Origin of the sequence: Curtobacterium sp. PhB142, from assembly GCF_004341255.1 — a bacterium.
Taxonomy (GTDB): Bacteria; Actinomycetota; Actinomycetes; order Actinomycetales; family Microbacteriaceae; genus Curtobacterium.
This window is the reverse complement of sequence record NZ_SLUT01000001.1, coordinates 470305-482332: the sequence shown is the minus strand read 5'-3', so window position 1 is coordinate 482332 and position 12028 is coordinate 470305. Positions and strand designations below refer to the sequence as shown.

At 69.0% G+C, this 12028-nt stretch carries 15 protein-coding genes; 9 read left to right on the top strand and 6 right to left on the bottom strand.

Features of this window, described 5'->3' with window-relative positions:
• Positions 1-71: 71 nt before the first annotated feature.
• From EDF31_RS02350 to EDF31_RS02340, 3 genes are all read right to left on the bottom strand, one after another.
• Positions 72-1082: an agmatine deiminase family protein gene (locus tag EDF31_RS02350; RefSeq protein WP_131845054.1), complete on the bottom strand. Its 1011-nt coding sequence runs from the start codon at positions 1080-1082 to the stop codon at positions 72-74.
• Positions 1079-2113 (bottom strand): nitrilase-related carbon-nitrogen hydrolase, encoded by a 1035-nt coding sequence (locus EDF31_RS02345; protein WP_131845053.1) that lies wholly within the window; start codon positions 2111-2113, stop codon positions 1079-1081. Before EDF31_RS02345 ends, EDF31_RS02350 begins: the two co-directional genes overlap by 4 nt.
• Positions 2114-2221: 108 nt before the next feature.
• Entirely contained in the window at positions 2222-2383 is a 162-nt protein-coding gene (locus EDF31_RS02340; protein ID WP_123311236.1) for an aureocin A53 family class IId bacteriocin, read from the bottom strand.
• Positions 2384-2668: 285 nt separating this feature from the next.
• On the opposite strand from EDF31_RS02340, the gene EDF31_RS02335 reads away from it, so the two are divergent.
• From EDF31_RS02335 to EDF31_RS02305, 7 genes are all read left to right on the top strand, one after another.
• Positions 2669-3424: a hypothetical protein gene (locus EDF31_RS02335; RefSeq protein ID WP_131973731.1), complete on the top strand. Its 756-nt coding sequence runs from the start codon at positions 2669-2671 to the stop codon at positions 3422-3424.
• Positions 3421-4302, top strand: coding sequence for an ATP-binding cassette domain-containing protein (locus EDF31_RS02330; protein WP_165901305.1), 882 nt, complete (start codon positions 3421-3423; stop codon positions 4300-4302). The genes EDF31_RS02335 and EDF31_RS02330 overlap by 4 nt, the downstream gene beginning before the upstream one ends.
• A 16-nt stretch (positions 4303-4318) precedes the next feature.
• Positions 4319-4771 (top strand): PH domain-containing protein, encoded by a 453-nt coding sequence (locus EDF31_RS02325; protein ID WP_131973732.1) that lies wholly within the window; start codon positions 4319-4321, stop codon positions 4769-4771.
• A 34-nt stretch (positions 4772-4805) separates the two neighbouring features.
• Positions 4806-6251, top strand: a complete 1446-nt coding sequence (locus EDF31_RS02320; RefSeq protein ID WP_165901304.1) for a PH domain-containing protein — start codon at positions 4806-4808, stop codon at positions 6249-6251.
• Positions 6248-6511 carry a hypothetical protein gene (locus EDF31_RS02315; RefSeq protein ID WP_123311226.1) on the top strand — a complete coding sequence of 88 codons (264 nt, stop codon included), beginning with the start codon at positions 6248-6250 and terminating at the stop codon, positions 6509-6511. Before EDF31_RS02320 ends, EDF31_RS02315 begins: the two co-directional genes overlap by 4 nt.
• 163 nt (positions 6512-6674) lie before the next feature.
• The gene (locus tag EDF31_RS02310; protein ID WP_131845048.1) at positions 6675-7115 is read left to right on the top strand and encodes a VOC family protein; all 441 of its coding nucleotides are present in this window, start codon (positions 6675-6677) and stop codon (positions 7113-7115) included.
• Positions 7116-7220: 105 nt separating this feature from the next.
• Positions 7221-8039, top strand: coding sequence for an SDR family oxidoreductase (locus tag EDF31_RS02305; protein ID WP_131845047.1), 819 nt, complete (start codon positions 7221-7223; stop codon positions 8037-8039).
• 11 nt (positions 8040-8050) lie between these two features.
• Here the strand turns inward: EDF31_RS02305 and EDF31_RS02300 are convergent, their stop codons facing one another.
• Positions 8051-8881, bottom strand: a complete 831-nt coding sequence (locus EDF31_RS02300; protein WP_131845046.1) for a helix-turn-helix transcriptional regulator — start codon at positions 8879-8881, stop codon at positions 8051-8053.
• 196 nt (positions 8882-9077) lie between these two features.
• Here EDF31_RS02300 and EDF31_RS02290 point away from each other — a divergent pair, with 196 nt between their 5' ends.
• Entirely contained in the window at positions 9078-9998 is a 921-nt protein-coding gene (locus tag EDF31_RS02290; protein WP_131845044.1) for an SDR family oxidoreductase, read from the top strand.
• On the opposite strand, the gene EDF31_RS02285 is transcribed toward EDF31_RS02290, so the two are convergent.
• Both EDF31_RS02285 and EDF31_RS02280 read right to left on the bottom strand, forming a co-directional pair.
• Positions 9991-10644, bottom strand: a complete 654-nt coding sequence (locus tag EDF31_RS02285) for a DUF1345 domain-containing protein (protein WP_123937138.1) — start codon at positions 10642-10644, stop codon at positions 9991-9993. The two genes, EDF31_RS02290 and EDF31_RS02285, sit on opposite strands and share 8 nt — an antisense overlap.
• A gap of 493 nt (positions 10645-11137) precedes the next feature.
• Complete coding sequence (locus EDF31_RS02280) at positions 11138-11515, bottom strand: VanZ family protein (protein ID WP_131845043.1); 378 nt, start codon at positions 11513-11515, stop codon at positions 11138-11140.
• Positions 11516-11570: 55 nt separating this feature from the next.
• On the opposite strand from EDF31_RS02280, the gene EDF31_RS02275 reads away from it, so the two are divergent.
• Entirely contained in the window at positions 11571-12023 is a 453-nt protein-coding gene (locus EDF31_RS02275) for a hypothetical protein (RefSeq protein ID WP_131845042.1), read from the top strand.
• Positions 12024-12028: the final 5 nt, after the last annotated feature.

Genomic DNA, 12028 nt, shown 5'->3' with positions numbered 1-12028 from the left:
ATGTGCGAGTGCTCGGTGGACCGGCCGCGGTGTACAGACGTCGGGTAGTTGCTGTACACCGCGGCGATGGATCAGACCGCCGGCTGTTGCTGCGTGATGCAGTGCAGGCCGCCGCCGCGCGCGAAGACCGGACGAGCGTCGATCGAGCGCACCTGACGACCCGGGTACACGTCGGCGAGGATGCCGCGGGCGCGGTCGTCGGCAACGGCGTCACCGAACGCGCAGGCGATCACGGCGCCGTTCACCACCACGTGGTTGACGTAGTTCCAGTCGACCGGGCCGTCGTCGTCGGTCAGGGTCGACGGGGCCGGCAGTTCGACGATGGTCGCGTTCGTGGCCTGCTCGAGCGCCCGACGGATCTGCGGCATCACCAGGTGGTCCGGGTGGCCGGCGTCGGGCTGCGCGTGCAGCAGGACCGTGCCCGGATCGGCGAAGGTCGCGACCATGTCGACGTGGCCCCGGGTCCCGAACCCGTCGTAGTCACGGGTCAGGCCGCGGGGCAGCCAGACCACGTTCGTCGCGCCGATCGTCCGGGCGAGCTCGAGTTCGACGCGCTCGCGGTCGGCGTACGGGTTCCGTCGCGGATCGAGCTGCACGGTCTCCGTCACCAGGACCGTGCCCGTGCCGTCGACGTGGATCGCCCCGCCCTCGTTCACGAGCAGCGACGGGATCCGCCGCGCACCGGCGGCGGCCGCGACCGTGGCGGCGACCTCGGCGTCACGGGTCCACGTCGACCAGGAGTTCGCGCCCCAGCCGTTGAAGACCCAGTCCACGGCGCCGAGCTCGCCGGTCACGTCGTCGACGACGAACGTCGGCCCGATGTCGCGCATCCAGAAGTCGTCGAGGGGCGCTTCGAGCACCTCGACCGCGGTCGACAGCAGGCGACGAGCGTCGGCTCGCGCGACCGGGTCCACGACGATCGTGACGGGCTGGTGCTCGCTGATCGTGTTGGCGGTGGTCGCCCACGTCCGTCGCGCCGCCTCAGCGCTCGCCGCGTCGTCACCGAGCGTCAGGCCGGGGCGCGGGAACGCCATCCAGGTGCGTTCCTGCGGAGCCGTCTCGGGAGGCATCACCCACGTCATGCGCGCACCTCCGGTCCGGCGTCGGTCGCCGCCACCCCGATGGCCGCGACGATCGCGTCGCGTGCGCCGTACGCGTGGCGGTCCTCGTCGACCGGGGCGACGTGCCCCGCGTAGAGGTCGGGGCGACGGGTCACGTAGAAGGGGAACAGTCGGAGCCACTCCGTCCGGGCCTCGAGGTCGAGGTCCGCCACGAGCACCGCGTCAGCGTCACGCGGAGCTTCGGCGAGCACGCGGCCGAACGGGTCCGAGATGAACGACGACCCGTAGAAGGTGATGTCGCCCTCGTCGCCCCAGCGGTTCGGGACGACCATGAACTGGCCGGCGGTGATGCCGTTCGCGACGATGACCTGCCGCCAGATCGGCGCGGTGTCGAAGTCCGGGAACGTCGGCTCGGAGCCGATCGCCGTCGGGTACACCAGGACCTCGGACCCGGCGAGGCCGTAGGACCGGGCCACCTCGGGGAACCACTCGTCCCAGCAGGTCGGTAACCCGAGGCGTGCGCCGAGTCCCGCCGGCTCGTACACCGGGAAGGCGTCGTCGTCCGTGCCCGGGCGGAAGTACGTGTCCTCGTAGTAGCCGGCGCTGATCGGGATGTGGGTCTTGCGGGTCCGACCGACCAGGGTGCCGTCGGGGGCGACGAGGACGGCGGTGTTGTAGCCGCGGGGGTCGTCGGGCTGGTCGTCGTCGGCAGGGCGCTCGTACAGGGAGGCGTGGACGAACACCCCGTGCTCGATCGCCTGTGCGCGGGCGAAGGTGACCGTCGGGCCGTCCTCGAGCGACTCGGCGAGGTCCTTCGGGACACCACTGGCCGGAGTGTCGCCGGGGTAGCGGCGCAGGGTGAGCTCGGGCAGGAACACCGCCGCGGCGCCGTTGGCCGCCGCGGTGGCGATGCCGTCGGCGAGTTGTGCGCGGTGGGCAGCGGGGTCCTCGAGCCAACGCACCTGCACGAGGGCGACGCGGGTCGTGCGGCGGGGTGTGCCGGTGCCCTGGTGCAGCGGAGACGGGTGCGGGGGAGCGATGACGACGTCCATCCCGCCATTGTTGATCACGTGATCAATGTTCGCAAGCTCCAACGACGGAGCCCACCACTGCCAGCAGCAATGGTGGGCTCCGCTGTTACTCCAAGCTGGAGTCGGTCACTAGCGGATGCCGAGGATCTGCTTGATCTTCGAGACGATCCAGTCGATCGCCTGCCCGGCGTTGATCCAGTTGAGAACCCGCTGGATGTTGGCTTTCGCCCAGTTGACGGCGCGAGCTCCGTACTTGGCGAGGAGCTGGAGGATTCGTGCGAACACAGCCATTGCTGCGCCCCCTTCACATGTTGATCGGCATTCAACGGCCCCCCGCGTGCACTCGGCAGTCCGGCCGCTTCGGCGCGGCGAGGACAACCTTGCAGCCCTGGTCGCCACCTGTCAAATGTGAAATTACAAAGCAGACGCGAGTGAAATGATGCCGTCTGGATCAGTTAATCTTCCGGCGAGAGGGGGCGCTGCGATGCTCATGTTCAGGGACAGGTTGAGTGCAATGGAGGCGTCTGTCGTCGAGGTCCGCGCATGGAGACCTTTCCAGCGATCCCGAGGCGGATCATGACGGAGACGTCGGCGGTTGTTCACCGGCGGGGCCGGTGGGCGCGCGCTTGGCGGGCAGAATTCTGCCGTTTCGTGAGTCTGCGTGTGCAAGGCGTCCTACTCGCCGTAGCTTCGGCCGGCGCCATCGCCCTCGGCGTTGGCCGCTTGTTCGCCCTCGGACTCGGGGCTCCTGATGAACAGATCCTCAACGCCGTGGCTGCTGGCGGTGACATCAGCCCCTTCTTCGTCGGCCTCGGCGCTGCGTTGTTCGCATCTGCCGATCTGTCGTCCCGACAGTTCGCACTCACGCTCCTCCAGGTCAAGGGCCGAGTACTGGTGTTCTGCGCGAAGATCAGCGTGCTCGTCTCGACCGCGGTCATCACCGGCGTCGGCGCGATGCTGCTGATCGCGCCGTTCGCCGTGCATCGCGGAGCAGGCGTTGACCGAGTCGCGATCGCCTACTGGCTCGCGGTGCCCGCGTTGCACGCCTTCTTCGCACTGCTGGGCGCTGCGATCGGGATGATCGTACGGTCCGTCGTCGGGACGGTGTTCGTGTACCTCGCGTTCATCTGGGCGCTTCCGCTCGTCGTCGCGATCGCGGGCATATGGGTACCGAGTATTAGCGGTCCACTCCTTCAGATCGCCCCGGTCACCCTGACGGCCGCAATGCTCGACCCAGCTACTCAGATCGGGGCCGCGGCGAGGTTCTGCCTGATGGACGGCGTTCTCCTGGCTGTCGGCTTCGTTTCGCTGCGCCTATGGAGGATCCGATGACCGCGATGATCGAGCTGATCGGGATTCGTCAGCGCTTCGGGAGCCGTGACGTGCTGACGGGCGTCGACCTCGAACTCCGTCGAGGCGAAGTCCTCGGCCTCCTCGGCGCGAACGGTTCAGGGAAGAGCACACTGCTGCGGATCGTCACGGGGATCGACGCGCCGGCTGCGGGTCAGGTCTCGACGGAGCCCGGTCAGCGACGCTCGGATCTTCGGGTCGGCGCACTTCTCGACCCAGGGTGGCTGGACGTTCGACTCACCGGCCAGCAGCACCTGGCCATCGCGCTCATCAACGCGAACGGTCGTGCAGTTCGATCAGATGTCCGAACTCGGTTGGTCGAGGTCGGCCTCGGCGATGCCGCGCGTCGACGCGTGAAGCACCTCTCGCTCGGGATGCGTCAACGGCTCGCGCTCGCGCTCGCGCTCGTCGAATCACCTGATGCGCTCATTCTCGACGAGCCACTCAACGGGCTCGACCCTGACGGCGTCTTGTGGATGCGAAACCTCATCCGCGAGTTCACGAGCAACGGCGGGGCAGTCTTGCTCTCCTCTCACCTCATGGCTGAGATGGAACGGATTGCTACCCGAGTGCTGCTCCTGGCAGAGGGCTCGGTGTCCGAGCTGGAGCGAGACCGCACAGTGCTCGAGCGAACCGTCCGTGTCCATGCCGTGGCAGGGCAGCGCGAGCTGTGCGCGGCGCTCGAGGAGGTATCGGCGACGGTCCGCGAGGATGATGGCGGCATGCTGACGGTCGACGGACTCGACGCTGCCCAAGTGTTCTGTCTCGCCCGAGACGTCGGGGCGGTCCTGACGCACCTCGCAGTCGACGTCCAGAGTCTCGAGGAGCAGTACCGTGACGCGGTCACCGCGGTCCGATGATCCACGAGACGCGGTGATGGATCGGGTCTCGATCGGAGCCGCAGCGCGCGCAGTGATCGTGGCCCGCGTCGAGGCGTGCGGCGGGGCTGTGCTGGTCGCATCGGCTGCTGTGCTCCTCTCTCTTCTTCTTCCTCCGGAGTGGACGCTCTACTGTCGCGTGGGCGCGGTGTTGGCCGGGTTGAGTGCGGCCATCGAGTCGGCGGTCATCGCACCGGCGGGCGTTCGTCAGTTCCGGGTCGAGCTGGCACCCACCGGACTCGTGATCCATCGCGGCGCGTTGTGGCGATCTGTGGAGCACGTTCCTTGGCCGAAGGTCGTGGTCATCCGTCAGCAGACTGGTCCGCTGCTGCACAGGCTCGGGTTGGCAAGGTGTGTCATCTTCACACCGGCGAAGGAGGTCACGCTTCTTCCGATGTCGCCACAGGACGTCCATGTCATCGTCGCAGCGAGTCTGGCCAGAAGTGCCTGATCGGCAGAGGCTCCGGCGCCCGCACGCTCGGCTGTTGATCGTCCGTGGCCTCGCCGCCATTCGCTCCGGCTGGATCGTTCTCGGTTTCCTCGTGACGATCTTCGCCCTCGCGCCGGACGGCTGGCGCATGCCCGTTCTCATCCTCGGTGCCTACTACTCCTACACCAGGTTGGTCGTCGTCTTCCACGACTGGATCTCACTTCGTTACGCAGCGGATGTCTCTGGCGTCAGGATCAGCGAGGGTGTCGTCGGACGACAGGACAAGCTGCTTCCCTGGCGATCTGTTTCGTCCGTGTCGCAGAGTCAGTCGCTGGCACAACGTCTCCTTCGCGTCTCGGACGTGCGGATCTCGGTCAATGCTTCCGATGGTGCCGGAGAGGTAATCCCCAGCATCAGCGAGCGTGAAGCGGCGAGGATACAACGCCTTCACCATCGGGCGTCGCGGTCGGCGCCAGGAGCATCGCCGGTCCGGCGCAAACCTCAGCCGGATCAGCCGCATCGCGGGGCCGAAGCCCAGTCGGTGATCTCACCCGTCCTGCGGGGGTGGGACTTCGTCCTCATCGGTGTGGCATCGGGGGCGTTCCTGTGGTTCATCCCGAGTCTCTACTCGCTGGTCGCCGAATTGGCATCGTTCCTCGGGTCGGCACGAGGAATCCTTCCGACGTTCAACGACCTTCGAGGGATCGGGGGGTGGTGGCTCGCCGTCATCCTGACCGCTTCTGCTGTGTGCAGCATTGCGTACGGATCGCTCTTCGCGTGGCTGAAGTACCGTCGTTTCGTCGTAGCGCTCGGGAGCTCGGGGGAGCTCGTCTTCCAAGCTGGCTTGGCGCAACGAGAGCATCGGGTGGTCGCCGCCAGCGCGGTGTCGGCCTACGCACTCCGCCGTCCTCTCCTCCTCATCCCGCTGCGCCGCGCGTCGCTCCGCGCGATGATCCGTGGTGACGGCGGTCAGATAACAGAGGGCAGGCTGCTCCCGTTGACGAGTGTTTCGAACGGACTGCACATGCTCCACGCCCTCACCGACGTGGATCCCGCCGGGTTTTCGTCCCTGGGACGCCCACAACATGGCTGGTTGATGGCGGGAGGCAGCGCTGGAGTCCTCGCCGGGTTGACCGTCGTGTCCTGGGTCGCGGTCGGCCTCGGACCAGCCCTCGCACTGACAGCGGCGTACCTGCTGATCTGGCGTTATGCGGATTCTCGGTTCGGAAAGATCGACGTCGCCACGAATCAGCGCGGCGTGCGATGGCTCGTAGCGCGTCGAGGGGTCGCGTTCCGATCCGTGTGGCTGATCCCCGAGGAAGCCATTGACTTCTCCCGTTGGAGTGGGGTGTTCCGTCACGCGGGAGTCCAAGTCTTCAACGTTCGAGGCCGTCATGTCGCGCGCCTCACGGTGTGGCCGGTCGACCTTCGCACAAGCCTTCGGTTGCGCCGAACGATCGGTTCTCCGCGGTCATCCACCACAGAAAGGCCAGGAACATGATCGATTTCTTCATCGCGGCAGCGGTCGCGGCATTCTTCGGGATGGCTTGGTTGGCAGGAAAGTACCTGCCGAGATTTGTCGGCCTGTGTTTCCCGCTGCTCGCGATCGTGATGGTCGGTACCGTTGCAGCCAACGCCGGATTGACGTCGGTTCGGGACTGGTTGCTGGGTGGCGTGGTCGTGTGCGTGACGGGTGTCGTCGTTCTCGCTGGCCGGGGGACGCGCCGGGAGCGAGCCCCGCGCCGATCATCAATCGATTGAAGGAGCTCGGTTGACTGCGTGCCGCTGAAGTCATAGCGTCGAGGTCACGAGCGTCAGGCTTGGACTGACGTGCTTACCTCGAAAACCCCCCGCTCAGCGGGGGGTTTTCTGTTCGTCCGGTGGCGGACCCGGGGCACGGAAGCTTCGAGAGTTGGGTGGGGTGATGAGCGAACCCATCGTCACGCCGCTCGGCTTCTCGCACGTGCGCCTCACGGTCACGGACATCCGCCGCAGCAAGGCCTTCTACGAGCAGCTGTTCGGCATGCCGCCCGGCAGTGACTTCAGCGACCAGATCGACGACCCGACGGTCCACGACGACCCGTGGCGGACCTACGGCGGGTGCTCGTTCACGTTCGGCGGGCAGACGCTCGGCCTGCGACCGGTCGCCCCCGCCGAGGACCGGTTCGATCCCGACCGAGTCGGCCTCGACCACGTGTCGTTCCGCGTCGGGTCCGTCGACGACCTGCACGCCGCCGTCGAGCGGCTGGACGCGGCCGGCATCGAACACGGCGACGTCACCGACCTGCAGCCGTTCGGCCTGGTGATCCTGTCCGTGCAGGACCCCGACGACGTCAACCTGGAGTTCGCGGCACCGCGGCCCTGAGCACGGTACGCCGGTGTCCGCTTGCCGCGTCCGTCACCCGGACCTCCAGGTGCCACGGAAGCGGGGAGCGTTGCCTGATCGCGTCAGATCTCAGGAGGAGACAGCATGAGCAAGACCTGGTTCATCACCGGAGCGTCGAAGGGCTTCGGCCGCGAGTGGGCGGAAGCCGCCCTCGAACGTGGAGACTCCGTTGCCGGCACGGCCCGCGACACCGACGACGTGCAAGCACTCGTCGACCAGTACCCGGACACGTTCCTCGGACTGCAGCTCGACGTGACCGACCGTGCCGCGGACTTCGCGGCCGTGCAGCGTGCGGCGGAGCACTTCGGCTCGCTCGACGTCGTCGTGAACAACGCCGGCTACGGCCACTTCGGCATGGTCGAGGAACTCACCGAGGACGAGGTCCGCGCCCAGCTCGAGACGAACCTGTTCGGAGCGCTCTGGGTGACCCAGGCCGCGCTGCCGATCATGCGCGAGCAGGGCTCCGGGCACGTCATCCAGGTGTCGAGCATCGGCGGGATCAGCGCGTTCCCGACGGTCGGCGCCTACCACGCGTCGAAGTGGGCGCTCGAGGGGCTGTCGCAGTCCCTGTCGCAGGAGGTCGCCGGCTTCGGCATCCACGTGACGCTCATCGAGCCGGGCGGCTTCTCGACCGACTGGTCCGGACCGTCGTCGAAGAAGAGCGACGAGATCGCCGCCTACGCCGACGTCCGCGAAGCCGCGTCGAAGCGCCCGTCGGCCGCCGACCCCGGCAAGCCCGAGGCGACCCGCTCGGCGATCCTGAAGGTCGTCGACGCCGAGCAGCCGCCCCTGCGCGTCTTCTTCGGCAAGGCGCCGCTCGGCATCGCCGAGAAGGACTACGAGTCCCGCCTGGCGAACTGGCGCGAGTGGCAGCCGGTGTCGGAGGAGGCGCACGGCGCCTGACGGCCCAGCGGTCAGTGCCGCGTGCTCGTCGCGCCGATCACGGACAGCAGCCGGAGCCGCTCCGCGCTCTCGCTGCCGGGCTCCGCGGTGTGGACCAACAGCGTCTGGGAACTCTCGGGGTCGTTCAGCACCTGACACTGCAGCGTGAGCAGGCCGACCTCCGGGTGGTGGTACCGCTTCACGTCACGGGGTCGCACGCCGACCTCGTGACGTGCCCAGACGTCGCGGAACTCCGCACTCGTCCCGAGCAGGTGTTCAGCCAGGCGCGCTGCGCGGGATCCGGGGCCTCGGCGTGCGAGGACGCCCCGGAGCCCCGAGGCGTACATCCGAGACAGGAACGCGTGGTCCTCGACCGGGTGCACGTCGCGGGACCCGGGGTCGGCGAACCACCGGTAGCCGATGCTCCGGTCGTCGCCTCGGCGGCCGCGCGCGTCACCGGTCAGCTCGACGGCGAGCGGCGTCTGTTGCAGTGTCTCGCCCAGCTCGGTGACGATCTCGGCGAGCCGGTCGAAGATGCGCATCATCCCCGGGCTGACGTGGTCCCCTCCGGAGGCGGCCGCCGGTGGCTCGTGTCCGGCGAGGCGGAAGAGGTGGTCGCGCTCGGCGATCGTGAGCCGCAGTCCCTGCGCGATGGACGCGAGCATCTGGTCGGACGGCTGCGGGCCGCGCTCCCGCTCCAACCGCGCGTAGTAGTCGACGGACATGTTGCTCAGCAGGGCCGCTTCCTCGCGGCGCAGTCCGGTCGTGCGGCGCCGTTGCCCGCGCGCGAGGCCGACGTCCTCGGGCTGGAGTGCAGCGCGACGCCCGCGGAGGAAGTCCGCCAGGGATGCTCGGTCGATCACGGCCCCATCTTCTCCCGGACACGACGGCGTATCCACGGATCATCAGGCCGTGGTTGCGGAGGCGGAGGGCGGGGATGATCGTCGTGAGCGTCGTGAGCGTCGTGAGCGTCGTGAGCGTCGTGAGCGTCGTGAGCGTCGTGAGCGTCGTGAGCGTCGTGAGCGTCGTCCCCGGCGTCCACGACGAAAGAGGCGAACCATGGCACGGACCGAGCAGCTGCCCCTCCCGGACCTCACGGGTCGGAGGGTCCTGGTGACCGGCGCGAGCGACGGCATCGGGCTGGAGATCGCCGCCCGGTTCGCCGGAGCCGGAGCCGAGGTCGTCATGCCCGTGCGGAACCGCGGCAAGGGGGCGACGGCGGCGGCTCGGATCAGCGAGCGGCACCCGGCGGCGTCGGTCGTGCTCGAGGACCTCGACCTGTCCTCGCTCACCTCGATCGGGGCGCTCGGTGACCGGTTGCGGGCCGACGGAACGCCGATCGACGTGTTCGTGGGGAACGCCGGCGTGATGACCCCGCCGGAACGCGGGACCACGGAGGACGGCTTCGAGCTGCAGTTCGGCACGAACCACCTCGGCCACGTGGCGCTCGTCGGCGGAGTGCTGCCCCTGCTCCGAGCAGCGAGCGGCCGGGTCGTGATGCAGACGAGCGTGGCTGCGCGGCGTGCGTCGATCCGTTGGGACGACCTGCAGTCCGAGCGGGACTACGACGGCATGCGGGCGTACGCGCAGTCGAAGCTCGCGTGCGCACTCTTCGCGTTCGAACTCGGCCGGAGGAGCCGCTCCGGCGGGTGGGGTGTCACGACTGCGGTCAGTCACCCGGGCGTCGCCCCGACGAGCCTGCTCACCGCCCGCCCGGAGATCGGCCGCGGCGGCGACACCCCGCAGGTCCGGGTGATCCGGTGGCCGTCGGCGCGCGGGCTGCTCGTGGGGACGCCGGCCACGGCAGCGGAGCCGGCTCTGCTCGCGGCCACGGCTCCGGACCTCGACGGCGGGTTCGCCGGGCCGACCGGCATCGGACAGCTCGGGGGCACGGCCGGACGTCGGGCACCGTGGGCTCCGATGCTCCGGACGGAGGACGCAGCACGGCTCTGGGACGCGTCCGAGGCGCTGGTCAGCTGATGATGTTGACCGCGCGCGAGATGACCAGGGCCAGCAGGATGAACCCGCCGAGTGCCTGGTAGGCCATGATCATCTTCGCGCGCACGGTCATCGGCATCGTGTCCGTCGGGCTGAACGCGACCATGTTCGTCATCGCGACGTAGAGGTAGTCGAGGTAGACCGGTCGCCACGCAGCGGTCTTCGGGTCGGTCTCCTGTGGGAACTGGAAGTCTGCCTCGTCACTCGTCCACAGCTCCGGACGCCGTCGGGCCACCGGCCCGCCCCGGTCGAGCTCCCAGTACACGAGCCCGAACGCGATGATCGTGCTCACCCACACCTGCAGGGCGGTGAGCAGCACGGCACCGCCGTCCGCGTGGCCGCCGAGGAGCAGCTCGATCGTCCGGACCACGGTCAGCTGGTTCGCGACGGTGAGCAGGATCGCCAACGAGAAGGACACCCACCGCGACCAGGTCGTCTCGCGGGTCAGTCGCCGCGGGTTGAAGACGACGAGCGGGATCAGCAGCAGGACGCCGAGCACCGGGACCACCCATGACGGGAAGAACAGCACCTCGCTCGGCAGGAACAGGCTGAGCCCGAGGTTCACCAGGACGGCGATCGCCACCGGCGCGCGGTGCTCGTGCCGGGGTGTGGTCCGCGTCGTCGTCACGGCTCCGAGTGTGGCACTCGAACATCGTTCCGGGCCCGTGCGACCCGTGAGGGTCCGGTCAGTAGGACACCCGTGTCTCTCTCACCGGCACCTGGAACATCAGTAGGCTGGTGGCGGGCCGCGTCACCGCCGGAGCGTGGCCCGAGCAAGGATGAAGCCCACCGCTGGGCAAACAGCGATGGGCTTCGATTTGCTCTCCGAGTGGAGAACGAGGGACAGAACGCGTCCCGAGCTTGAACTCGGAACCAGTGTAACTCGATCACCGTCGGGTCGCACGTCCCTCGGCCCCTGCTCTTCGTGTCCGCCGGCGCTGACACGGAAGGTGGTTCGGATGTCCTCCGACGACGAACCGCGTCGACGCCGTCAGGTGCCGTGGTTGGGGATCGCGACGTTGCTCGTGACCCTGGCCCGGTTCCTGCACGACGTGTGGCGCAAGGGTTGAGCCCAGGGTGTCCCGCGCTCTTGCCGGCGCGGGGCACCCGTCGGGAGCCGCTCAGTCGACGCGCGCCGGCACCCGGTCGTCCTCGACGTCCGCCCGGATCACCGCGGGCGCCAACCCGCGCCGGCCGCGGGTCGCCCACACCGCGGTGACCGGGCGCGGGGCGTCCGCGTCGGTGGCCCGCCCCGACCCGGCGAGCAGTCCCACGAGCGGAGCGAGGAGCGTGCCGACCACGGCGCCGGTGGTGTTCGCGAGCAGGCCGGCGAACACGCGCCTCCGGGCGACCGCGTGCCGGGCGAGAGCACCGAGGGGCACGAAGAGCAGCACGTTGAACAGGACCTGCGCGGACGCCGGGTCTACGGTACTGACCGCCAGGGCGGACGGAGCCGATGTCAACCGCTCGGAGGACCCGGGATCGATCCGACGTCGCACGGGGTCGCGTCGCCCGGGGGACGATCCGCGGGCGCTCGGTGCGCAGGCTGATGGCATGTCCGAACGCAACCGTCCCACCGTCCGTCTCCTCGCCGCCGTTGTGGTCGCCGGCTCCGTCGCGGTGCTCGCGACCGGGTGCAGCTTCGTCCAGCAGCAGACGGGCGATGCCTGGTCCGTGACCTACGAGGTCAGCGTCGACCAGCCGAGCGGGGCCGCGCTCACCGACGTGCGCGTCGAGGGCGCGGAGAAGCGCGGCGACGCCCCGGAGGTGCACCGGCTCGGCACGCAGGAGACGGGCACGCAGGAGACGAGCACGCAGAAGACGGGTATCTGGGAGCACGAGTCGATCGTCCTCGCCGAGCAGCGCGCCTCGGTCCGGGCGACCCCGGCGCGGGGTGCGGCGGCGACGTGCCGGATCCTGCTCGACGGCAAGCGCGAGATCGCCACGGAGACCGCTGCCGCGGGTGAGCCCGTGACGTGCTCGGTCGACACCCCGGCGTTCGACTGAGTGGA

Bases quoted from the DNA above. Each gene is read 5' to 3' on its own strand.
- EDF31_RS02350 (WP_131845054.1), bottom strand. From the start codon at position 1,082: ATGACGTGGGTGATGCCTCCCGAGACGGCTCCGCAGGAACGCACCTGG.
- EDF31_RS02345 (WP_131845053.1), bottom strand. From the start codon at position 2,113: ATGGACGTCGTCATCGCTCCCCCGCACCCGTCTCCGCTGCACCAGGGC.
- EDF31_RS02340 (WP_123311236.1), bottom strand. From the start codon at position 2,383: ATGGCTGTGTTCGCACGAATCCTCCAGCTCCTCGCCAAGTACGGAGCT.
- EDF31_RS02335 (WP_131973731.1), top strand. From the start codon at position 2,669: ATGACGGAGACGTCGGCGGTTGTTCACCGGCGGGGCCGGTGGGCGCGC.
- EDF31_RS02330 (WP_165901305.1), top strand. From the start codon at position 3,421: ATGACCGCGATGATCGAGCTGATCGGGATTCGTCAGCGCTTCGGGAGC.
- EDF31_RS02325 (WP_131973732.1), top strand. From the start codon at position 4,319: ATGGATCGGGTCTCGATCGGAGCCGCAGCGCGCGCAGTGATCGTGGCC.
- EDF31_RS02315 (WP_123311226.1), top strand. From the start codon at position 6,248: ATGATCGATTTCTTCATCGCGGCAGCGGTCGCGGCATTCTTCGGGATG.
- EDF31_RS02310 (WP_131845048.1), top strand. From the start codon at position 6,675: ATGAGCGAACCCATCGTCACGCCGCTCGGCTTCTCGCACGTGCGCCTC.
- EDF31_RS02305 (WP_131845047.1), top strand. From the start codon at position 7,221: ATGAGCAAGACCTGGTTCATCACCGGAGCGTCGAAGGGCTTCGGCCGC.
- EDF31_RS02290 (WP_131845044.1), top strand. From the start codon at position 9,078: ATGGCACGGACCGAGCAGCTGCCCCTCCCGGACCTCACGGGTCGGAGG.
- EDF31_RS02275 (WP_131845042.1), top strand. From the start codon at position 11,571: ATGTCCGAACGCAACCGTCCCACCGTCCGTCTCCTCGCCGCCGTTGTG.